Consider the following 22,276-nt stretch of genomic DNA (forward strand, 5'->3'; position numbering starts at 1 on the left):
TCGGTCTCGCGCCGACTGCGGGCTCCGAGCGGGTACGTGGCGTGCGTACGGCCGTCGGTCGGAGTTCAGCCGATCGCGGCGCGCTCCTGCGCCGGCACCTGGAGCAGGTCCAGGCAGTTGCGCCAGAGCGCTTCGAGCTGGGCCGGGTCGTTGAGCAACTTCGCAAGCAGCGCCCGTCCCTCGATCTGGGCGACGAGGGAGCGCGCGGCGTCGCGGGCGTCGACCGCCGCGGCGGCCTGGCCGCGCTCCTTCGCCTCGACGACCACCTGCTCGATCAGGTCGATCTGGGCGTCGAAGATCTCCTGCAGGCGGCTGCGGATCTCCTCGGCCTGGGTGCTCAGCTCCAGGGCGAGGTTGCCGAAGAGGCAGCCCGTGACCAGCCCGGCCTTCTGCTGCCCGGCGCGCTGCACCTCCTCCGTCGCCTCGAACAGGTCCCGCAGGCGTCGCAGCGGATCGCGATCGCTGCTGAGCAGCTCCACCCACTGCCGGCGCTGGGCCGACCAGTGCTCGTCGATGACGGTGAGGGCGAGGGCCTGCTTGGACTCGAAGAAGTAGTAGAAGCTGCCCTTCGGCACACCTGCCGTCGAGCAGATCTCGGCGACCCCCAGCGCCGAGTATCCGCGCTGCTCGATCAGCGTGGCGGCCGCTTCGAGGATCTTGTTTCGCGCGTCACTCGTCCGTCCCATGCATTCGACGATACCCGACCGGTCGGCTAGCGTTTAGTTGACCGGTCGTCTAGTGGACTTCCGGGCGCAAACCAACCAATCGGGAGGATCGTGATGGGTACCAATCAGAAGGTCGCGGTGATCACCGGAGCGTCCCAGGGCATCGGGGCCGGTCTGGTCGAGGCGTACCGCAAGCTCGGCTACGGCGTCGTGGCCACCTCACGCTCGATCACCGGCAGCGCCGACCCGGACGTGGTGACCGTTCAGGGTGACATCGCCGACGCCGACACCGCGGACCGGGTGGTCAGCGCGGCGCTGGAGCGCTTCGGCCGGATCGACACCCTGGTCAACAACGCCGGCGTCTTCGTCGCCAAGCCGTTCACCGACTACACCGACGAGGAGTACGCGCTGCTCACCGGCGTCAACCTCGCGGGGTTCTTCCACCTCACCCGGCGCGTAATGCCGCACCTGCTGGCCACCGGCGGCGGACACATCGTCACCATCACCACCAGCTTCGTGGACCAGCCCAACTCCAACGTGCCGTCCGTGTTGGCGTCGCTCACCAAGGGCGGCCTCAGCTCCGCCACGAAGTCGCTCGCCATCGAGTACGCGACCCGAGGCGTACGGGTCAACGCCGTCGCCCCGGGCATCATCAAGACCCCGATGCACCCGGTCGAGTACCACGACACCTTCGCCGCGCTGCACCCCGTGGGCCGGATGGGCGAGACGAGCGACATCGTCGACGCCGTCGTCTACCTCGAGTCCGCGCCGTTCGTCACCGGCGAGATCCTGCACGTCGACGGCGGCCAGAACGCTGGCAACTGACCCGGCCGAACCTCCCGAAGGGACCCGAGATGCCCATCGTCACGATCCAGATCACCCGCGAGGGAACCAGCCCCGGCGCGTCGGCCGCCACGGCCGAGGAGAAGGCGGCGCTCATCCAGGGCGTCAGCAAGCTGCTGCTCGACGTGCTGCACAAGCCGATGGACTCCACCTTCGTCGTCATCGACGAGGTCGAGACCGAGAACTGGGGCCGAGGCGGCCTGCCGGTCGACCGGTACCGCGCGCAGCAGCGCCCCCAGACGCCCTAGCCCCGCGGAGCGGTGGTGCCCGGAACCGGCTCGCCCGGGTCGTCAGGACGACCCGGGCGGGTGGGTCCCGACCGTCGGGGCGTCCGGTGCAGTCCGACGGTGGTACGTCACCAACCGGCTGCCGGAGCGGCGCTGCGGAAGGTGCGACGGTAGGCGTCCGGCGGTACCCCGACGGTGCGGTGGAAGTGCCGGCGCAGCGTGGTGGCGGTGCCCATGCCGGCCGCCTCCGCGATGGCGTCGATGCCGTCGTCGGTCTGCTCCAGCAGCTCCTGGGCCCGGCGGACCCGCTGCGTGGAGAGCCACTGCAGCGGCGTGGTGCCGGTCGCCAACCTGAAGTGGCGGACCAGGTTGCGCGAGCTCATGTTTGCCTGGCGGGCCAGATCCTCCACGGTCAGTGGACGGTTCAGCCGCTCCATCGCCCACGGAAAGAGGCCGGCGAGGGGATGGTCGTCGCGGGCGGGCACCGGGGTGGTGACGAACTGGGCCTGACCGCCGGCGCGATGCGGCGGTACGACCAGGCGGCGGGCCACCGCGTTGGCGACCGTCGAGCCGTGGTCGCGGCGGATCAGGTGCAGGCAGAGGTCGATCGCGGCGGCCTTGCCGGCGGAGGCGAGCACGGTGCCGTTGTCGACGTAGAGCACGTCCGGGTCGACCTCCACCTGCGGATAGCGGGTGGCCAGCACCTCGGTGTGCGCCCAGTGCGTGGTCGCCCGCAGCCCGTCGAGCACCCCGGCGGCGGCCAGCACGAACGCGCCGGTGCAGAACGAGACGAGCCGAGCACCCGCCTCGTGCGCGGCGCGGACGGCGTCCAGCAGGTCGGGTGGCACGTCCGCGTCGACGTCTTCGATGGCCGGGATGATCACGGTGTCGGCGCGGGCGAGCCGGTCCAACCCGTCGTCGGGCTCCATCCGGAACCGGCCGACCCCGACCGGGCCGGGACCGCAGACCACGAGGTCGTACCACGGGTCGGCCAGGCCGGACGGGTCGTGGAAGAAGATCTCGCAGGCCATGGCGAGTTCGAAGTGCAGCATTCCGTCGGTGGCGGCGAGCGCGACAGTAGCCATGTCCGAAATTGTATGGCGCATGGCGTTCCAGACACTCGCCCGCACCGCCCGCTGCGCAGAGGATCTTCTCAGTCGATCTTCTGAGGAGGAAGTGCAGATGATTACGGGGCAGACCGTGGCGGTCTTCGGCGCGTACGGGCACACCGGGCGGTTCGTGGTGACGGAGTTGCGCGATCGCGGGTTCACCCCGCTTCTGCTCGGCCGGGACGCGGACAAGCTCCAGGCGCTGGCGGCGTCGCATCCGGGGCTCGAACACCGGGTGGCGTCGGTCGACGACCCGGCCTCGCTCGACGCGGCGGTGAAGGGCGCGGACGCGGTCATCAACTGCGCCGGCCCGTTCGCCTCGACGGGCGGGCCGGTCATCGAGGCCGCCCTGCGCGCCGGGATCCCGTACCTGGACGTGGCGGCCGAGATCGAGGCGAACCTCGACACCTTCACGCACTACGCCGACCGGGCACGCGACGCGGGCGTCGCGGTGGTCCCGGCGATGGCCTTCTTCGGCGGGCTCGGCGACCTGCTCGTGACCACCGCGATGGGCGACTGGACGACGGCCGACGAGGCGCACGTCGCGTACGGACTGAGCAGCTGGCACCCCACGGCCGGAACCCTCGCCTCCGGCACCGTCTCCCGCGACCGCCGCGACGGCCGACGGGTCCGCTACACCGGCGGGCGGCTGGAGTACTACCTCGACGAGAGCGACCTGCCGGCGCTGAACTGGGACTTCCCGGCGCCGGCGGGCCCGCGGACCGTCCTCGACGGGTTCACGATGGCCGACGTCGTCACCGTCCCCAGCCACCTCTCCATCCCCGAGGTGCGCACCTACATGACCACCGACGCGGCCCGCGACCTGGCCACCGCCGACGCGCCACCGACCGCGGTCGACGAGCGCGGCCGCTCCGCCCAGACGTTCACCGTCGACGTCGTCGTGCGCTCCGGCGACACGCGCCGGCGCGTCGTCGCCAGCGGTCAGGACATCTACGCCGTCAGCGCACCGCTGGTGGTCGAGGCGCTCCACCGCGTTCTCGACGGTCGTTGCCGGACGACCGGCGTCGCCTCCGCCGGCGCGATCTTCGACGCGCCGGACTTCCTCCGCGCACTCTGCGCCTACGTCTCGGTCGAGCAGCTCCCCGAGTCGGGCGTGTGACAGCCCGCCTGGCCGGCCTGCCTGGCCGGCCCGCCACGCCCTCGGGCGGCGGGCGGTCAGGGGAGGCTTTCGCGGGCCCGCTTGACGCTGGCGATCTCGCCCTTGATGGGCAGCCAGTAGAAGGGAATGAAGGCGGCGACCAGCACCAGGCCGAGGAGGGGATGCAGTACGCCCAGCCCCGTCCCCACGGCGATCCACACCGGTGCCGGGCGGAACCGTCTGCTGATCGCCCTCACGCCGGCCACGTCGATGGTCGGCGCGAGGAGGCGCCGGCCGTGCCGCGCGTACTCCCAGATGACGTTGAAGAGGATGGCCGCCCCCACGTAGGAGATCCCGTAGAAGACGATCGCGGTCCGCTCCCCGTGGCCGGACTCGAAGGCGCCGGCCAGGACGGCGGAGGCGAACGGCAGGAACGCGATGTGCATCAGCAGCAGGGTGTTGAGCAGCAGCACCAGGCGGTCCGCCGAATGGATGTGATCGAACATGACGTGGTGGTTCACCCACATCTGCCCGATGAGCAGGAAGGTGATCGCGTAGGCCGTGTACGAGGGCCAGAGCTCGCCGAGCCCCTTGAGCAGGTCACGAGTGTCCTCCGGCGGGCGGATCTCCAGGACGAGCAGGGTGATGGCGATGGCGATGACTCCGTCGCTGAACGCGACGACCCGCCGTGGATCCCGCTCCGCGCCGATCGGGGTGCTGGTCCGTGCGTCGTCCCTCGCGGGAGCCATCTCGGACCTCCTCGGCGGATACCGGACGCGGTCAGCAACCGGGCCGACCTTCCCGCTGCCGCCCGATGCAAACCGCGCCCACCGCCGGGCGGTCAGTCGAAGGTGATGACCGACCGTCTGCCGGAGGAGCCCTGGGCCATGCCGTCGAGCGCCGCGTTGACGTCGGGCAGACCGATCGGGGTGACCTCGGGCAGGATGCCGTGCGCCGCCGAGAACTCGAGGGTGTCGCGCAGGTCGTGCGGGGAGCCGGACGGGTTGACCATCACGTGCAGCCGGTTGAGGACCATCACCCGGGTGGGCAGGATCAGCGGCTCCGGGTCGTACCCGCAGAGCACGAGCCAGCCGTCGGGCGCCAGGCCGGTGATGGTCGCCGCCGCGGCGGAGGTCGACGGCGAGGCGTTGACGACGAGGTTCGCGCCGCAGTTGTCCCAGGCTTTGAGGGCTTCGCCCGGATCGGTGTCCTGGGTGGCGATGAACCGCTCGGCGCCCAGCTCCCGCGCCGCCGCCTCGCCCCGGTGCGACCGGCCGATGACTGTCACCCGGGCGCCCATGGCGACGGCGTAGCGTACCGCCAGCGTGCCGACGCCGCCGGTGCCGATGACCGCGACGCGCGAGGTGCCGCTGATCCCGCCCTGCCGCAGGCTGTTGAAGGCGGTCAGGCCCGCGCACATCAGCGGCGCCGCCGCGACCGGGTCGAGCCCCTCCGGCAGCGGTGTCACGAAGTCAGCCTTGAGGACGGCGTACTCGGTGTATCCGCCGTCCATGACGATGCCCGTGATCCGCTTGCGCGGGCAGAGGATCTGCTCGCCGCGTACGCAGTAGTCGCAGTGGCGGCAGGAGTCGCCGAGGAACTGGGCGCCGACGGCGGTGCCGACCGGCGGCCAGGAGACGCCGGGGCCGGCGGCGGTCACCACGCCGGTAATCTCGTGGCCCGGCACGACCGGGAAGCGGGCGATCGGCCAGTGTCCCTGGAGCAGGTCCAGGTCCGTGTAGCAGACCCCACACGCGGTGATCTTGACCAGGACCTCGCCCGGGCCGGGCTCGGGGACCTCGCGTTCGGTGATCGTGAGGGGCTCGTCGACGCCGGTGGCAACGGCCGTGAGCATGGGTGAACCTCAATTCCGTTATCCCTTTGTGATGATCGTAGTGCGGGAGGGTCCGGACGGAGGCGGCAACGGTTCCGACGGGGGGTGGCCGCCGTTGGGGCGGAGTAACGTGCGCACCGACGGGTCATCCCCTCGGCCCATGATGGAGGAATCGTGCAGTACGTGCGGCTGGGCTCGACGGGTCTAGAGGTCTCCCGGGTCTGCCTGGGGACGATGAGCTACGGCGACCCGGGTCGGGGCAACCATGCCTGGTCGCTGCCCGAGGACGATGCCCGTCCGTTCATCCGGCAGGCGCTCGACGCAGGGATCAACTTCTTCGACACCGCGAACGTCTACTCCGACGGCAGCAGCGAGGAGATCGTGGGCCGGGCGCTGAAGGACTTCGCGCGCCGTGACGAGGTCGTTCTCGCCACCAAGGTGCACGGTCGGATGCGTCCCGGCCCGAACGGCGCCGGCCTGTCCCGTAAGGCGATCAACGCCGAGATCGACAACAGTCTTCGCCGGCTCGGGACCGATTACGTCGACCTCTACCAGATCCACCGCTTCGACCACGCGACGCCGATCGAGGAGACGCTCGAGGCCCTGCACGACCTCGTGAAAGCGGGCAAGGTCCGGTACCTCGGCGCCTCCTCCATGCACGCATGGCAGTTCGCCAAGGCGCTCTACGTGGCCGACCTGAACGGCTGGACGAGGTTCGTCTCGATGCAGAACCACTACAACCTGCTGTACCGCGAGGAGGAGCGGGAGATGCTGCCGCTCTGCGCGGACCAGGGCATCGCGACGATCCCGTGGAGCCCCCTCGCCCGTGGCAAGCTGACCCGCGACTGGGGCGCGAGCACCACCCGCACCGCGTCGGACGAGTTCGGCCGCACCCTCTACGGCGGCCACGAGGAGACCGACCGGCGGATCGTGGAGACGGTCGCGACGATCGCCGAGAACCGGGGTGTGTCCCGCGCGCAGATCGCGCTGGCCTGGGTGGCCGGTCGGGTCACCGCGCCGATCGTCGGCGCGACCAAGCCGTACCACCTCGACGACGCCGTCGCCGCGCTCGACATCGAGCTGACCGACGAGGAGATCAAGGCGCTCGAGGCACCCTACCGGCCACGTCCGGTGGCGGGCTTCTAGGGCAGCTCAGCTCCGGCGCTACCCGGCGCGGGCCGAACGCCGCCCGCAGATGCGGCTCTTAGGCCAGCCGTTCCGCTCGCAGATGCAGCCCGTTCCGCCCCTTCTGGGTTGCAAGCTCCGTCCGCTACCGTGTCCCTCGTGACGGTGTTTCGGATGAGTGAAGCGGCCGAACTGCTCGGCGTCAGCGTGGACACGGTTCGGCGCTGGGTGGATGCCGGACGGCTCGCCGCGAGTCGGGACGAGCAGGGACACCGGGTGGTCGACGGGGTCGTCCTCGCCGCGTTCGTGCGGACGCAGTCCGCCGACCCGGAGGGCCGCGAGGAGTCGTCGGCGCGTAACCGGCTGCGCGGCATCGTCACGTCCGTGATCAAGGACGCCGTCATGGCGCAGGTGGACATCCAGGCCGGCCCCTTCCGGGTGGTGTCGCTGATGAGCCGCGAGGCCGTCGACGAATTGGGTCTGGAGGTCGGCACGGTGGCGGTCGCCGTGATCAAGTCGACGAACGTCGTCGTGGAGAAGCCCACGGTGATCGCGGCGAGCAGAGGGAGGAGCAGTTCGTGAGGACCCGACGATTTCGCACCGTACTGGCGACCGTCGCCGCGCTGGCGGTGGTGGGTCTGGCCGGTTGCGGTGGTGAGGACTCCACCGGCACGCAGCCGGGCAACGCGAACTCCGGCGTCACCGGTGACGTCACCGTCTTCGCCGCCGCGTCGCTGACCGAGTCGTTCACGAAGCTCGGCAGGGAATTCGAGGCGGCCAACCCGGGGACGACCGTCACCTACAGCTTCGCCGGCAGCTCCGCGCTCGCCACCCAGATCAACCAGGGCGCCCCGGCCGACGTCTTCGCCTCCGCCGCCCCGGCGAACATGAAGACCGTCACCGACGAGGGCAACGGCGACGGTACGCCGACGACCTTCGTGAAGAACCAGCTCGTCATCGCCGTACCCAAGGGAAACCCCGGCGGGATCAGCGGGCTGAGGGATCTGACCGAGCCGGACGTGAAGGTCGCGCTCTGCGCCGAGCAGGTCCCGTGCGGCGCCGCGGCGAAGAAGGCGCTCGACGCGGCCGGAGTGGAGTTGACGCCGGTCACCCTCGAGCAGGACGTCAAGGCCGCACTGTCCAAGGTCAAGCTCGGTGAGGTCGACGCCGCGCTGGTCTACCGCACCGACGCGAAGTCCGCCGCCGCGGACGTCGACGGCGTCGAGTTCCCCGAGTCGGCCGGAGCGATCAACGAGTACCCGATCGTCGTGCTGAAGAACGCGCCCAACAAGGGGGCCGCACAGGCCTTCGTCGAGTACGTGCTCTCCGACCCGGGTCGGGCCGTGCTCACCACAGCCGGGTTCCAGGCCCCGTAGCCGATGCCCCAACTCGACACCACCGTGGCGCGCCCCGGACCGGCGGCGCCACGGCAGCGGCCCCGCCGCGTCGGTCGCATCCCACTGGCACTGCTCCTGCCGGCCCTGCTCGGGCTGCTCTTCCTCGTGCTGCCGCTGGCCGGTCTGCTCGTCCGCGCCCCGTGGACGACGCTGCCGCAGCGGCTCACCGAGCCGGGCGTACTCACCGCGCTCCGGCTCTCCCTGCTGACCGCCACCCTCGCGACCCTGCTCTGCCTGGCGCTCGGCGTACCGCTGGCGTGGCTGCTCGCCCGGATCGAGTTTCCCGGCCGGCGGATCGTGCGCGCCCTGGTCACCGTGCCGCTCGTCCTGCCGCCGGTGGTCGGCGGCGTGGCCCTGCTGCTCGTCTTCGGCCGCCGTGGGCTGCTCGGCTCCTGGCTCGACACCACGTTCGGCGTCACCCTGCCCTTCACCACCACCGGGGTGGTGCTCGCCGAGGCGTTCGTCGCCATGCCCTTCCTGGTCATCGCCGTCGAGGGGGCGCTGCGCGGCGCCGACAGCCGGTACGAGGAGGCCGCCGCCACCCTCGGCGCGAACCGCTGGACCACCTTCACCCACGTCACGCTGCCGCTCGTGGCGCCCGGGATCGCGGCCGGCGCCGTGCTGTGCTGGGCGCGGGCGTTGGGTGAGTTCGGCGCCACCATCACCTTCGCCGGCAACTTCCCGGGTCGTACGCAGACCATGCCGCTCGCCGTCTACCTCGCCCTGGAGACCGACCTGGAGGCCGCCATCGTGCTCAGCCTCATCCTGCTCACCGTCTCCGTGGCGATCCTGGCCACCCTCCGCGACCGTTGGATCAGTGCCCCGTGACCGTCGACCTCACCGTCCACGCGGCGCGGCAGCGGGTTTCCGAGCCGCTGCTCGACGCCCGTCTCGTCGTGGATCGCGGTGGCTTCCGGCTCGACCTGCCGTTGACGATCGACTCCGGTGAGGTCGTCGCCCTCCTCGGACCCAACGGCGCCGGCAAGACCACCGCACTGCGGGCGCTCGCCGGACTGCTCGCCCTGTCGGACGGGCATCTCACCCTCGCCGGGCAGGTGCTCGACCGGCCCAGCAGCCGGAGCTGGGTTCCCACCGAGCAACGCCCGATCGGTGTGGTCTTCCAGGACTACCTGCTCTTTCCGCACCTCAACGCGTTGGACAACGTCGCGTTCGGCCCCCGCCGGCACGGACTGGACCGGCGACAGGCGCGGCGGCAGGCGGCCGACTGGCTGCACCGGATGGGGCTCGCCGAGCACGCCCGCCGCAAGCCACGCCAGCTCTCCGGCGGGCAGGCCCAGCGGGTCGCCCTCGCCCGGGCCCTCGCGGTCGATCCGGCGCTGCTGCTGCTCGACGAACCGCTCGCCGCTCTCGACGCCCGCACCCGGCTCGACACCCGCGCCCAGCTCCAGCGCCACCTCGCCGCGCATCCCGGCGCCACCCTGCTGGTCACGCACGACCCGCTCGACGCTCTCGTCCTCGCCGACCGGCTCGTCATCATCGAGCACGGTCAGGTGGTCCAGGAAGGCGACGCCGCCACCATCACCGCGCAGCCCCGCACCGACTACGTCGCCCGGCTCGTCGGTCTCAACCTCTTCCGCGGTCACGCCCGCGGGCAGACGGTGCTGCTCGCCGACGGGTTCCGGCTGACGACGGCCGAGCAGCACGACGGCGACGTCTTCGTCGCCTTCCCGCCGTCAGCCGTCGCCCTGCACCCGGACCGCCCCGCCGGCAGCCCCCGCAACACCTGGCCCGCCGCCATCAGCGGGATCCAGCCGAACGGCGACAACCTCCGGGTCCAGCTCTCCGGCCCGATCGAGGTCGCCGCCGACATCACCCCGCTCGCCGCCGCCCAGCTGCACCTCGTGCCCGGCCAGCGGGTCTGGGCGGCCGTGAAGGCCACCGAGACCCGCACCTACCCGGCCGCGCCGGCCTAACCGGACGGACGGACGGCGGGTCGTCGAGCGAGGCTCGGAATGGGCGGCGGGCTGGTCAGCCACCTCGGTGCTGGTCGAGTCTGCTGTGCAGGGTGGCGGCGAACTCCTCGGCCATGGCGAGCTGGTCGCGTAGCGCGGTGACCCGGGCGGTCGCGGTGCTGTGGAACAGGTTGAGCCGGTCGAGCAGCTCGTCGTGGTCGCGGCCGGTGGCGGTGTCCAGGGCGTCGAGGACGGCGAGCAGGGCACGCATCTCCTCGAGGGTGAAGCCGAGCGGTTTCATCCGTCTGACCACGACGAGGCGATCCAGGTCGGCGTCGGTGTAGAGCCGGAAGCCGCCCTCGCTGCGCGCGGAGGGCACGACCAGGCCGGCCTCCTCGTAATGGCGGATGGTGCGGATGCTGAGCCCGACGCGCTCGGCGGCCTCCCCGATCTGCATCAACCGGCCCGATGCCGGGCCGGAGCTCTGCTCCGACTCGGCGGGGCGCTCGGCGGTGGCCATCAGCGACCGGCGCCGAGTCGACCGGCGAGGGTGCCGTGAATGCGGGCGCTCGGCTGGTTCAGCTCGACGATCTCGACGCTCTTGCCCCGGGCGGCGTACTTCGTGCTGATGGCGTCCAGCGCGGCGACGGAGGAGGCGTCCCAGACGTGGGCGCGGCTCATGTCGATCACCACGTTGTCGGGGTCGCCGGCGTAGTCGAACTGCCCCACCAGGTCGTTGCTGGAGGCGAAGAAGAGCTCGCCGTGGACGGAGTAGATCCGCGTCGTCCCCTCCGGATCGAGGACGCTTGTCACCTCGACCAGGCGGGCGACCTGGCGAGCGAAGATCACCATGGCGGTGAGCACGCCGACGACGACCCCGACGGCGAGGTTGTGGGTGGCGAGCGTGACCGCGACGGTGGCCAGCATGACGATCGTCTCGCCGTACGGCATCCGCTTCAGCGTCCGCGGCGCGATCGAGTGCCAGTCGAAGGTCGAGACCGCGACGATGATCATCACAGCGACCAGCGCTGCCATCGGGATGACGGCGACCACGTCGCCGAGCAGTACGACCAGGACCAGCAGGAACACGCCCGCCAGGAAGGTGGAGAGACGGGTCCGCGCCCCGGAGGCCTTCACGTTGATCATCGTCTGCCCGATCATCGCGCAGCCGCCCATGCCGCCGAAGAAGCCGGTGACGATGTTCGCGACGCCCTGCCCCCACGACTCGCGGGTCTTGTTCGAGTGCGTGTCGGTGAGGTCGTCGACGAGCTTGGCGGTCATCAGCGACTCCATCAGCCCGACCAGCGCGATGCCCAGGGCATAGGGAGCGATCAGGGTGAGGGTGTCCAGGGTCCAGGGCACCTGCGGCAACCCGAACGTGGGCAGGCTCTCCGGCAGGGCGCCCTCGTCGCCCACGGTCGGCACGGCGACCTTGGCGACCACCGTGACGACGGTCAACACGACGATCGCGACCAGCGGGGCCGGGACCGCGCGGGTGAGCCGGGGCAGTAGCACGATGATGGCGAGCGCCAGCGCGACGAGGGGGTAGACCAGCCACGGCACACCGAGCAGCTGGGGGAGCTGCGCGGTGAAGATCAGAATGGCGAGGGCGTTGACGAAGCCGACCATGACGCTGCGCGGAATGAACCGCATCAGCTTCGCCACCCCGAGCACGGCGAGCAGGACCTGGATCGCGCCCCCGAGGATCACCGCCGCGACGAGGTAGTTCAGGCCGTGCTCCTTGGCCAGCGGTCCGACGACGAGGGCGACGGCGCCGGTCGCCGCAGAGATCATCGCCGGACGGCCGCCGCAGATCGCGATGGTGACCGCCATGGTGAACGAGGCGAAGAGGCCGACGCGCGGATCGACCCCGGCCAGGATCGAGAAGGAGATCGCCTCGGGGATCAGGGCGAGAGCGACGACCAGGCCGGCGAGGACCTCGGTGCGCAACACCCTGGGGGAGAGCCAGGACGGGCGGGGCAGGCGCGGTCGGGTGACCGCGGACAGTGCAGCAGACATGCAGCCATTTCCACTCGAAACGCACCTGTGGGCGCGCGGCGACCGCGCCCCGGCCGGAGCGGACGGCCACGAAACGATCAGCGACGACGCGTCTCGTTCCCCCGAGACGCGACACGGTCGTCAGGGGAGCGCATGCCACGCCCTGACGACCTCGACCGACCCTACCCTTCCGTAAGGGGAGGGTTGACCGGACGTGGTGATCATCACCGACCGGACGCCGTCCCGCGCCAGCGCAGCTGTCCCGCCTGCGCGTGTCGGGGTTCGGTGTGCAAGGGCGCCCGTCCGCCGTCCGCTCGCCGGTTCGAGGGCAGCAGCAGGGCCGTCGCGGTGGCGAGCAGGGCGGCGGCGAACGCGCTGAGGAACACGGTGCGGAAGGCGCCCTCGGTGGGGACGCTGGCACCCTGGAAGACCGTCACCCCGGTGGTCAGGATCATTCCGAGTACGGCGCCGGACGACGCGGTGCCCAGCGACCTCATCAGGGTGTTGAGGCCATTGGCAGCTGCCGTCTGGGCGGCCGGTACGGCGGTCATGACCAGCAGCGGCATCGCCGCGTAGGCCAACCCGACCCCGGCGCCGATGATGCAGCTGGTGAGCACCAGCTGCCAGGGCGTGTGCCTGAGGAGCAGGCTCAGCGACCAACCGCAGGTGACCACCGCGCAGCCCGTCGCCAGGGTGATCCGCGCGCCGAACCGTTCGGACAGGCGCGACGACAGCGGTGCGGACAGCAGCATGACGACCCCCGAGGGCGCCAGGCACAGGCCGGCGGCCAGGGGCGACAGGCCGAGCCCGTAGTGAGTGCCGGTGGGCAGTTGCAGCAGCTGGCTCATCGAGTACGCCAGGGCGTAGGTGGCGTAACCCACCAGGATCGCGGTCACGTTGGTGACGAGCACCTGCCGGGCAGACGACACCCGCAGGTCCACCAGCGGGTGGGGTCGCAGCCACTCCCACCGACCCCACCAGGCGAGCACCACCACGGCGGCCAGGAACAGTCCACCGACGCGCGGGCTCGTCCAGCCCCACTCGCCGCCCTGGGACAGTGCCAGCAGCAGGGCGACCAGGCCCAGTGCGAGCCCGACGGCTCCGCCGGTGTCCATCGGAACGACCGTTGCGGAGCGGGACGGCCGGGGCACGGCGATCCACACCCCGACGAGCGCCACCAGGCTCAGCGCCGCGAAGGCCCAGTAGAGCAGATGCCAGGAGGCGCTCTGGATCAGCAGTGCGGCGCCAGGGAGCGCCAGCGCCGCGCCGACGCCGACCATGGAACTGAGTAGCGCGGTGGCCGTGGCGACCCGGGCCGCCGGAAGTAGCTCTCGCAGGAGGCTGATGCCCACCGGGATCGCTCCGAGTGCGCAACCCTGGATCGCGCGTCCCGCCACCACGGTCGGCAGCGTGTCGCCGAAGGCGCACAAGAGGGAGCCGGTGAACAGTGCCCCAAGTGTCCACAGCAAAACGCGACGCTTGCCGAACATGTCCCCGAGCCGCCCGACGACCGGGTTCGCCGCCGCCCCGGCGACCAGGGCGGCGGTGATCGCCCAGGCCGCGCCGGACGCCGAGGTGTGCAGGAGGTGGGGCAGCAGCGGTACGAGGGGAACCATGGCGGTCTGGGCCATCGAGGTCATCAGGCCTGCGAAGGCCAGGGCGGCGACGACCACTCCTGCGGTGGGCGCGGTGCCCACGGCCCGGGCTCCACGGAGGCGCGAGCCGAGAGTTCGGGGAGTCTGAGTCACGATCGTGCGTCCTTCTCTCTCGCGCGGTGGACGACGGCCCGGCCGGCTCCGGCGCGACGTGGGCCCGCGGCGGCCTGCGGGATCCTCGCCCAGAGCAGCCGGCGTACCCCGACAGGCGACGAGACGCGGACCGGGCGGCGCATAGCTGACGACGGTGCGCGGCCCGGTCCGGCCTCGGCCGCTCAGCGGGCGCGGTGGATGACGTGCATCTCGGTGAAGCCCTCCAGCGCCCAGCGGCCGTTCTCGACACCGATACCGCTCCACTTGATCCCGGCGAACGGCTGGTCGAAGCTCGTGGCGGTGTGGGTGTTCACCCAGGTCATGCCCGCCTCCATGCGCTCAGCCACGGCGGCGGCGCGCTCCGGGTCGCCACTCCAGACGGAGCCGCCCAGACCGAAGTGGGTGGCGTTCGCCCGGGTCAGCGCATCCTCCACGTCGCGGTAACCGATGATCGGCAGTGCGGGCCCGAACTGCTCCTCGTCCACGATGGGCGTTCCGTCGCTGATGTCGGTGAGGATGGTGGGCTGGTAGAAGTAGCCGTTCCCCGCGATCTCGCTGCCACCGGCGGCGATGGTCGCTCCCCGGCGCACCGCGTCGCGAACCAGCGACGCCACCCGATCGCGCTGCGGACGGTTGTTGAGCGGGCCGTACTGGGTGGCGGGGTCGGCACCGTCGCCGACGCGGGCGTTCCGGGCAAGCGCCGCGAACGCCTCGACGACCGGGGCGCGCAGCGACTCGGGGACGTAGACCCGCTTCGGCGCCACACACACCTGCCCGGTGTTGGAGAAGGCGCGCGGAAAGATGCCCGCGGCGACCGTGGCGGGGTCGGCATCGTCCAGCACGATGGCCGCGTCGTTGCCGCCGAGTTCCAGGGTGGTGCGCTTCAGGTCGGCCGCTGCGGCGGCCGCGATCGCCTTGCCGGTGGCGGTGGAGCCGGTGAAGCTGATCTTGCGGATAAGTGGGTGCTCCGTCATTGCGGCTCCGGCCTCGTTGCCGCCGCTGAGCACGTTCAACACGCCCGGCGGCAGTATGCCGCGCAGCACCTCCCCGAGCTTCAGGGAGGAGAGCGGCGTGAACGGCGACGGCTTGAGCACCACGGTGTTCCCGGCGGAGAGCGCCGGGGCGATCTTCGCCGTACCGATGATCAGCGGGAAGTTCCAGGGGGTGATGATCGCGACCGGCCCGAGCGGGCGGTGCGCGATCTCCACCAGCGCCTGCGCGTCGTCGCGGATCACCTGCCGTTCGAGTTGCATGTCCGCGTAGTACCGGAGGTAGGCGGCGGCGGTGGCCACCTCACGAGCCGACTCGGTCAGGGGCTTGCCCTGCTCGGCGGTGAGAATCGGAGCGATCTCGTCGCGAGCTGCGTCCACGGCGTCGGCGGCGGCGTGCAGGGCGGCTCGGCGCGCCGCCGGGTCCGAACGCCAGGTGGCGAAGGCGTCGTGCGCGGCCCGTACCGCAGCGTCGACGTCGGCCGCCGAGGCGTCCGGGGCGGTCGCGAAGACCTCGCCGGTGGCCGGGTTGACCACGTCGAACGTCGTTCGGGTGGGATAGGCCGCACCCGCGACGGTGGCCGTAATGGGCTTGGGCAGGACGAAAGCGGACATGTCACTCCTCGGGTCGACCGGCGCGCTGTCGCGTCCGGAAACCGAACGAACTAGTTCGCCAGACTACGTCGACCCGCGTCATGGACGAACTAGTTCGTTCGTTATACTCGTCACATGGTCTACGACTCCGGCGCCACCAAGGCGCGCATCCTCGAGGCGGCGTACCGCGAGTTCGCCGCCTATGGCCTCGCCGGTGCCCGCATCGATCGGATCGCCGAGAACGCGAAGGCCAACAAGCGCGCGATCTACGAGCACTTCGGCAAGAAGGAAGATCTCTTCGACCAGGTGGTCACCGCGCGCCTCGAAGTCAGCCGCGAGGCGCTGCCGGGCACCTGGGACGACCTCCCCGCGTTCGCCGGCGCGATCTTCGACCACTACGTCTCCGACCCGGACCGGCTGCGCCTGACCCTGTGGCGTCAGCTCGAACGACCCGCGCCCACCGAGCCGGAGCTCGACTACTACCGGCAGGCCCTCGCGGCGCTGGCCACGGCCCGCCCCGACGAGTCGCTCGCCCCCGCCGACCTCTACGCGGTGCTCTGGGCCATCAACCAGGTTCTCGCGCTGACCCCGCTGGGGCTCCAGGTCGCCGACAGCGGCGGCCCGTGGACCGCCGAGCGGTGGCAGCAGATGCGCGCCGCCGTCGTCGCCACCGTCGGCCGCATCGTCGAGAACCGGGCCTCGCCGCGCTGAGCTTGGGGGCCGTGACGACGCGCCGACAGCCATTGGCGAGCGCTCGTGGTCACCGTCGGTGCACTGAACTACTGTCCCAGAATTTGGTATAGGCGCGGATCAAAGGTCTCAAGATCCGCCAACCGGCGGACGAATGGCCGCGCGAGCAATCGATTTCAGGAAGATCGTCTTCATTTTGATCTTACCCAGTGGTACTGGTTGACCACCCCCGGGCATCGCCAGGACTCTATCGCCACCAGATTTCAGGCGAGGAGGCGAAATGAGGTTACGGCACGTAGCCTCCGTGGCGATCGTCACGGCCATGGTGGGACTCGTGGCTGTCCCCGTGCAGGCCCAGGTGGGCGAGCGGGTGGCAGCCCAGACCGGCGTCAAGGTCAAGGGTGTCCCGACCCCGAAGGAATTCTTCGGCTTCGAGATGGGAGATGAGGGAAAGCTCGCCGACTTCAACAGCGTCAAACGCTACCTCAAACTCGTCGCGGACCGTTCCGAAGAGGCCGAATACCAGGTTGTCGACAAGACAACCCTCGGCAACGACTACCCGATTCTGCTGATGAGCAACAAGCACAACCTCAAGCGAATCGACCAGGTTCTCGACATCAACAAACGGCTCTCCGATCCTCGGGTCATGAAGGCCGAGGCGAAGCGGGCCGGAATCGCGGTCGACGAGTACGCGAGGCAGCTCGCGGCCAAGAGCGTGCCGGTGTACTACATCGAGGCGACGATCCACTCGACCGAGGTCGGCGCCACCCAGTCTCTGGTCAACGTCGTGCACCGGATGGCGACGGAGAACAGCGATTACACCCGGCAGGTCCTCGACAACGTGATCCTGCTCATCGTCCCGTCGCAGAATCCCGACGGGCAGCATCTCGTCATCGACCACTTCAACAAGACGGCGGGCACCGGCTACGACCGGATCTACCCGGACCTGTACCACCACTACACCGGGCACGACGACAACCGTGACTGGTTCATGATGACCCAGAAGGAGTCGCAGACCCGGGTCCGGCTCGAGCAGAAGTACCGCCCCGTCGCCCAGCACTACATGCACCAGGCGGGCGCCACCTCCCCGCGGATCTGGTCGCCGCCGTGGGACGAGCCGATGTCCGACACGTTGGACCCGATCGTGGTCTCCGCGTCCAACTCGCTCGGCATGCAGACCCAGCGTGACCTGGTGGCGGAGGGCCGGAAGGGCTCGAAGTGGAATGACGCGTACGGCATTCTGTGGAACGCCGACGTCATCGGCTACAGCCCGTTCCTCGGCACCTCGACCTGGTTGACCGAGATCGCATCCGTTCGGGATCTCGCGTACACCTACACCTCCGACAAGATCCTCGAACCCGCCGACAACACGTTGCGGTCGGTGCTGCCGTACGACAGCAAGACCTGGACGCTCAAGCAGATCGTGGAGTACGGCGCCGCGGCCGCCTACTCGGGTATGAAGACGGTCTCCAGCGACCCGAAGTCGTGGCTGTACAACAACCTCTACCTCTCGAACCGCAACAGCGAGAACTGGACCGGCGGCCCGTACGCGTACGTCGTGCCGGCAGACCAGCGGGACCCGTACGCCCTGTACGACATGTTGAAGCTCTTCGACTTCGGCCAGGCGGAGATCGACCGGGCCACGCGCTCGTTCACCGCGGGCGACAAGAAATACCCCGAGGGCTCCTACATCCTCAAGACCAGCCAGCCGATGGGTCGCTGGATCGACCAGCTGCTCCGGATCGACGAATATCCGGACAGCGCGCGTAAGTGCGTGCAGTGCCCGCTGATCATGCCGTACAGCGAGACCACCGACAATCTGGCTCTGCTCCTGGGAGTCGACGTCGACGCCGTGACCACGCCCTTCGAGGCGGCCACGACCCGGGTCCGGGGCGTCGAGCCGGTGCAGCAGCGGATGCCGGGCCACCCCGGCCAGCGGGGCGCCTACGTCCTCAGCCCCACCTCGTACGGCCTGGGTCAGGTCATCGCCGACCTGCAGGACGCCGGGGTGTCCGCGTACCGTGCCAAGGCCGCCGTCACGGTCGAGGGCAGGAAGCTGCCGGCCGGTGCGCTGCTCGTGCCGTCGAAGGATTCGAAGGCGCGGCAGGTGCTGACCAAGGCCAGCCAGGAGACCGGCCTGCCGGTGTACGCCACCAGCGCGGTGCCGAAGGTCGACGCGGTGAAGCTGAAGGACGACACCCGGGTGGGTCTCATCCGCGGGGCCAACAACATGCCCGGCGGGTGGATGATGTGGATGTTCGACCAGATCGGGGTGAACTACCAGGTCGTCTCCGCGGACGACTACGCCGACCTGGGCGCCAAGTACGACACCATCGTGCTCGCCCCGGGAATCTCGGCGAACAGCATCACCCGTGGTCTCGACCCCGCCAAGAATCCCCCCGAGTTCGCCTGGGCTCGCGGTGTGCCGGACGGCCTGGAGAAGCTCCAGCAGTTCGTGAAGTCCGGCGGCAACCTGGTGGCGCTCGGCAGCGCGTCCGGCACCGCGGCCACGTCGCTCGGCCTGCCGGTCCAGAACGTCACGCCCACCGACCGGGCCGCCTTCAACGCTCCGGGTGCGCTGCTCAAGCAGCACTACGACGCCGACGTTCCGGCGGTCTGGGGCATGCCGGAGTCCTGGCCGACCTGGTTCAACAACGACGCGGCGTTCAAGGTGACCGGCGACGCGCAGATCGCCTCCACCTACCCGGAGGAGGAGAACCTGCTCGTCAGCGGGTACGCGCACGGCACCTCCGCCATCGGCGGCGCGGCGAACATCGCCACCTTCGACGTCGGCGAGGGTGAGGCCACCATCGCCGGCGGCCACATCACCTTCCGTACCTGGCCCCGGGCCAGTTGGACGGTGGTCACCAACGCCATGTACAACGGCGCCGGAGAGGACGTCGAGGCGGACCAGTTGGTGAAGCTCTTCCGGTAGCGCCGGCCGATCGGTTGACGCGTCCGCCCACCACCACCTCGGCTGCGGTGCCCCCCGGGTGCCGCAGCCGGGGTGGTCGGGCGTCACCGCCCACCACGGTCAGCGCGGACTCGTTCCCACCAGGGTCAGCCGGAGCCACTCGGCCAGGGCCTCGATCTCCCGCCGCACCTCGGCGGTGATCGCGCTGGTGAACGGGGTGTCCTGGTGGACGGCGTGCACGCGCAGCACCCCGGCCCTGCGGTCGGCGGCCGCGTCGAGCTTCCCGACCAGCCGGTCCCCGTGCAGGATCGGCATCGCCCAGTAGCCCCAGCGCCGCTCGGCGGCCGGCTTGTACATCTCCAGTTGGTAGTCGAACTCGAACAGCTCGGCGATCCGCGTCCGGTCGAAGACGAGCCGGTCCAGCGGGGACAGCAGCGCGGTCCGGCCCGTGAAGGTCTGGTCCAACAGCTCGGGATCGACCCGCCATCGGCCCTTCACCCCCTTGACGACGGCGGGCTCACCGGCCGCCCGAACGTCGTTCGGCTCGCCCGGGCTCACCGGCGCCCGCTCACGCGCGATGCCCAGCGACCGCAGCCGGCGCTCGTTCCGCAGCCGCATCGCCTCCTCGTACGGCACCACCTCGTCCGGGTAGATCCGTTCGGCGAGGTCCCACAGCCGGTCCTTGCCGCGCCGGCCGGCGGCGGCGACCTCGCCCCGCTGGACGAGGAAGTCGAGCAGCTTGGTGACGTTGCGGTTGTTCGTCCAGCCGGAGGAGCGCCACGGCGCCACGCAGGTGTCGGGAAGCTCGCGCGAGGTCAGCGGCCCGTCGGCGCGCAGCCGGGCGAGGATGTCCAGTCGGCAGCCGTTGTTCACGGCCACCCACTCCCGCAGCTCCTCCTGCCAAACGCGTAGCGGGGGACGGCCGGGCCACTCGGCCATCTCGGCCGTGTAGAGCGCGAGGTCTTCCGGCGGCCGCACGAAACCGTGCAGCTCCAGCAGGGTCTGCTCGTCGAGGGCGTCGCGCAACTGCCCGGGGGAGTAGGAGTCGCCGAGGCGGCTCCACAGGACCAGGTCGGCGCTGGGCGCGACGGCGGCGGTCTGATCGTTCTGCACCAGCGTCAGCCGACGGACGACGTCCAACATTCCGGCCGGTCGGTGCGCGTCCAGGAGTTGGGCGCGCACGGCGAGGCGCCGCGCGTCGGTGCGGGACAACTGGTGCACGGTCACCGGCCGAGCGTAGGCGGAGGGTACGACCGGCGGCGGTGACCCGACCCACAAAAGAGGAATATCAAATACCTGTTTTGTTAGGCTCCCGCTGTGCAGCTCAATCAGTCGACGGACATCGGCCTTCGAGTCGTGATGCTCCTGGGGACCCGGGGCGGTAAGACCACTGTCGACGAACTGGCGCAGTCCCTCGCGGTGCCACGGAACCACCTCGCAAAGATCGTCCAGCGGCTCCAGCACCTGGGGCTGATCGAGACGATCCGCGGGCGTGGCGGTGGCGTCCTGCTCGCGGACGGCGCGACCTCGGCGAGCATCGGCGGCCTCATCCGCCGGCTCGAAGCCGACGGCGAGGTGGTCAACTGCGACACGCCCGCCTGCCCGCTGCGGACCGGTTGCCGGCTCCGTGGTGCCCTCCGCCGCGCGCAGGAGGCCTTCTACGCCAGCCTCGACGAGGTGACCGTCGGCGATCTGCTGCATGCGCCGACCCGGGACCTGCTCCTCTCGCTCACCAGTCGGTGAGCGACCGGAACCCGCCCGAGTCATCGATCCACCACAGCTGATGGGAGACCCCGTGCTGTCCTCCACGCACGAAGCGACCGTGCGCGCCACGCTTCCCGCCGTTGGCGCACACCTCGAAACGATCACCGCGCTCTTCTACGACACCATGCTCGCCGAGAATCCGGAGCTGCGGCGCCTCTTCAGCCGCAGCGCGCAGGCCAGTGGTGAGCAGCGCCGGGCGCTCGCCGGCGCCGTGATCGCCTTCGCGTCGGACCTGGTGGGAGAGGGGGCGAGCTTCGACCCGGTGATCCGCCGCATCGCCCACCGGCACGCCTCGCTCGGCATCCGCCCGGAGCAGTACACCCTCGTCGGTCGCTACCTGCTCAACGCGGTCGGCGCCGTGCTCGGCGAGGCGGTCACGCCTGCGGTGGCCGCCGCCTGGGACGAGGTCTACTGGCTCTTCGCCTGCCGCCTGATCGGCCTGGAGGCGAGGTTGTACGCCCACGCCGACATCGACCCGGACCACCCGTGGCGCGAGGTCGTGGTGAGTCACCGGCGCGAGGAGGCGCAGGACACCGTCTCGTTCGTGCTGACCAGTGCCGACGGGGCGCCGATGCCGAGCTATCGGGCGGGGCAGTACGTCAGCGTCGCCGTCGACCTGCCGGACGGCGGGCGGCAGATCCGCCAGTACTCCCTCTCCCAGGCGGCCCACGGGCTGGGCGGTCTGCGGATCACCGTACGTCGGGTGCGGGGCGTCGGTGGGGCGCCGGACGGGCTCGTGTCGAGCCACCTCGTCGACCACGTCCGTACCGGGGACCGGCTGGAAGTGAGCGCCCCCTACGGCGATCTCACCCTGACCGCCGGGACCGCGCCGTTGGTGCTGGTCAGCGCCGGCGTCGGAATCACGCCGATGGCCGCCATCCTGGACCACGTCTCCCGCACGGAGCCGAACCGCGACGTCGTCGTCGCGCACGCCGAACGCAGCCTCGCCCGCCACTGCCTGCGACCCGACATCATCGGCAGCGGCGCCCGACTGCGCTCCTTCCGGCACCTGGTCTGGTACGAGCGGCAGGCGCCGTACGAGGCCGACGGGTCGACCGAGGTGCGTGCCGGGCGGATCGAGGTCGACGAGATCCCGCTGGCGCCGGAGGCGCAGGTGTACCTGTGCGGACCGTTGCCGTTCATGCAGGCGGTCCGGAGCCGGCTTCGGGACCGGGGCGTACCCGGTGCCCAGATCCGGTACGAGGTCTTCGGCTCCGACGCGTGGGCGGGTAGCCGCTCCTAAGGCGTGTTTCAGAAGTCGTGGTGGTCGATGAAGGTCCCGGCGTGGCGGTGATCGACAACTGAAGAGGCCTCCGGTATCTGGTTCTGCGACCAAGCAAGAACTTCATACCGGAGACCTCGTGGCC

At 70.6% G+C, this 22,276-nt stretch carries 21 protein-coding genes; 12 read left to right on the top strand and 9 right to left on the bottom strand.

Going from position 1 to position 22,276, the window contains the following annotated elements:
* Nucleotides 1–65: 65 nt before the first annotated feature.
* The gene (locus tag D7147_RS31145) at nt 66–686 is read right to left on the bottom strand and encodes a TetR/AcrR family transcriptional regulator (RefSeq protein WP_120684156.1); all 621 of its coding nucleotides are present in this window, start codon (nt 684–686) and stop codon (nt 66–68) included.
* Nucleotides 687–779: 93 nt separating this feature from the next.
* Between D7147_RS31145 and D7147_RS31150 the strand changes: the two genes are divergently transcribed.
* Entirely contained in the window at nt 780–1,490 is a 711-nt protein-coding gene (locus D7147_RS31150; protein WP_120684158.1) for an SDR family NAD(P)-dependent oxidoreductase, read from the top strand.
* A gap of 29 nt (nt 1,491–1,519) precedes the next feature.
* Nucleotides 1,520–1,756: a tautomerase family protein gene (locus tag D7147_RS31155; RefSeq protein WP_120684160.1), complete on the top strand. Its 237-nt coding sequence runs from the start codon at nt 1,520–1,522 to the stop codon at nt 1,754–1,756.
* 107 nt (nt 1,757–1,863) lie between these two features.
* Here D7147_RS31155 and D7147_RS31160 read toward each other — a convergent pair whose 3' ends face one another.
* Nucleotides 1,864–2,820, bottom strand: a complete 957-nt coding sequence (locus D7147_RS31160) for a helix-turn-helix domain-containing protein (protein ID WP_120684162.1) — start codon at nt 2,818–2,820, stop codon at nt 1,864–1,866.
* Nucleotides 2,821–2,917: 97 nt separating this feature from the next.
* Here D7147_RS31160 and D7147_RS31165 point away from each other — a divergent pair, with 97 nt between their 5' ends.
* Nucleotides 2,918–3,964 carry a saccharopine dehydrogenase family protein gene (locus D7147_RS31165; protein WP_120684214.1) on the top strand — a complete coding sequence of 349 codons (1,047 nt, stop codon included), beginning with the start codon at nt 2,918–2,920 and terminating at the stop codon, nt 3,962–3,964.
* A gap of 56 nt (nt 3,965–4,020) precedes the next feature.
* Here D7147_RS31165 and D7147_RS32815 read toward each other — a convergent pair whose 3' ends face one another.
* Nucleotides 4,021–4,692, bottom strand: coding sequence for a TMEM175 family protein (locus D7147_RS32815; protein ID WP_233563599.1), 672 nt, complete (start codon nt 4,690–4,692; stop codon nt 4,021–4,023).
* Nucleotides 4,693–4,784: 92 nt separating this feature from the next.
* A complete protein-coding gene (locus tag D7147_RS31180; protein ID WP_120684166.1) occupies nt 4,785–5,798 on the bottom strand; it encodes an alcohol dehydrogenase catalytic domain-containing protein in 1,014 nt (337 codons plus the stop codon).
* Nucleotides 5,799–5,951: 153 nt separating this feature from the next.
* Between D7147_RS31180 and D7147_RS31185 the strand changes: the two genes are divergently transcribed.
* From D7147_RS31185 to D7147_RS31205, 5 genes are all read left to right on the top strand, one after another.
* A complete protein-coding gene (locus D7147_RS31185; protein ID WP_120684168.1) occupies nt 5,952–6,923 on the top strand; it encodes an aldo/keto reductase in 972 nt (323 codons plus the stop codon).
* Nucleotides 6,924–7,061: 138 nt separating this feature from the next.
* Nucleotides 7,062–7,484 (top strand): TOBE domain-containing protein, encoded by a 423-nt coding sequence (locus tag D7147_RS31190; RefSeq protein WP_120684170.1) that lies wholly within the window; start codon nt 7,062–7,064, stop codon nt 7,482–7,484.
* A complete protein-coding gene (gene modA, locus D7147_RS31195; RefSeq protein WP_120684171.1) occupies nt 7,481–8,278 on the top strand; it encodes a molybdate ABC transporter substrate-binding protein in 798 nt (265 codons plus the stop codon). Before D7147_RS31190 ends, modA begins: the two co-directional genes overlap by 4 nt.
* A 3-nt stretch (nt 8,279–8,281) precedes the next feature.
* The gene (locus D7147_RS31200; RefSeq protein WP_120684173.1) at nt 8,282–9,127 is read left to right on the top strand and encodes an ABC transporter permease; all 846 of its coding nucleotides are present in this window, start codon (nt 8,282–8,284) and stop codon (nt 9,125–9,127) included.
* Nucleotides 9,124–10,233 carry an ABC transporter ATP-binding protein gene (locus D7147_RS31205; RefSeq protein WP_120684175.1) on the top strand — a complete coding sequence of 370 codons (1,110 nt, stop codon included), beginning with the start codon at nt 9,124–9,126 and terminating at the stop codon, nt 10,231–10,233. Before D7147_RS31200 ends, D7147_RS31205 begins: the two co-directional genes overlap by 4 nt.
* A gap of 55 nt (nt 10,234–10,288) precedes the next feature.
* On the opposite strand, the gene D7147_RS31210 is transcribed toward D7147_RS31205, so the two are convergent.
* The 4 genes from D7147_RS31210 to D7147_RS31225 form a co-directional block, all read right to left on the bottom strand.
* Nucleotides 10,289–10,732, bottom strand: a complete 444-nt coding sequence (locus D7147_RS31210) for a MerR family transcriptional regulator (RefSeq protein WP_120684177.1) — start codon at nt 10,730–10,732, stop codon at nt 10,289–10,291.
* Nucleotides 10,732–12,231, bottom strand: coding sequence for a SulP family inorganic anion transporter (locus D7147_RS31215; protein WP_120684179.1), 1,500 nt, complete (start codon nt 12,229–12,231; stop codon nt 10,732–10,734). The genes D7147_RS31210 and D7147_RS31215 overlap by 1 nt, the downstream gene beginning before the upstream one ends.
* Nucleotides 12,232–12,434: 203 nt before the next feature.
* A complete protein-coding gene (locus tag D7147_RS31220) occupies nt 12,435–13,907 on the bottom strand; it encodes an MFS transporter (protein ID WP_199734309.1) in 1,473 nt (490 codons plus the stop codon).
* Nucleotides 13,908–14,140: 233 nt separating this feature from the next.
* Entirely contained in the window at nt 14,141–15,562 is a 1,422-nt protein-coding gene (locus D7147_RS31225; RefSeq protein ID WP_120684181.1) for an aldehyde dehydrogenase family protein, read from the bottom strand.
* 114 nt (nt 15,563–15,676) lie between these two features.
* On the opposite strand from D7147_RS31225, the gene D7147_RS31230 reads away from it, so the two are divergent.
* Both D7147_RS31230 and D7147_RS31235 read left to right on the top strand, forming a co-directional pair.
* Nucleotides 15,677–16,252, top strand: a complete 576-nt coding sequence (locus tag D7147_RS31230; protein ID WP_120684183.1) for a TetR/AcrR family transcriptional regulator — start codon at nt 15,677–15,679, stop codon at nt 16,250–16,252.
* A gap of 313 nt (nt 16,253–16,565) precedes the next feature.
* Nucleotides 16,566–19,166 carry a M14 family zinc carboxypeptidase gene (locus D7147_RS31235; protein ID WP_158609410.1) on the top strand — a complete coding sequence of 867 codons (2,601 nt, stop codon included), beginning with the start codon at nt 16,566–16,568 and terminating at the stop codon, nt 19,164–19,166.
* A gap of 99 nt (nt 19,167–19,265) precedes the next feature.
* Here the strand turns inward: D7147_RS31235 and D7147_RS31240 are convergent, their stop codons facing one another.
* Nucleotides 19,266–20,372, bottom strand: coding sequence for a DNA glycosylase AlkZ-like family protein (locus D7147_RS31240; RefSeq protein ID WP_120684187.1), 1,107 nt, complete (start codon nt 20,370–20,372; stop codon nt 19,266–19,268).
* A gap of 90 nt (nt 20,373–20,462) precedes the next feature.
* Between D7147_RS31240 and D7147_RS31245 the strand changes: the two genes are divergently transcribed.
* Nucleotides 20,463–20,888 carry an RrF2 family transcriptional regulator gene (locus tag D7147_RS31245; protein ID WP_120684189.1) on the top strand — a complete coding sequence of 142 codons (426 nt, stop codon included), beginning with the start codon at nt 20,463–20,465 and terminating at the stop codon, nt 20,886–20,888.
* Nucleotides 20,889–20,940: 52 nt separating this feature from the next.
* The gene (locus D7147_RS31250; protein WP_233563600.1) at nt 20,941–22,152 is read left to right on the top strand and encodes a globin domain-containing protein; all 1,212 of its coding nucleotides are present in this window, start codon (nt 20,941–20,943) and stop codon (nt 22,150–22,152) included.
* Nucleotides 22,153–22,276 lie beyond the last annotated feature (124 nt).

The sequence above is a fragment of the Micromonospora musae genome, assembly GCF_003626545.1.
GTDB lineage: Bacteria > Actinomycetota > Actinomycetes > Mycobacteriales > Micromonosporaceae > Micromonospora > Micromonospora musae.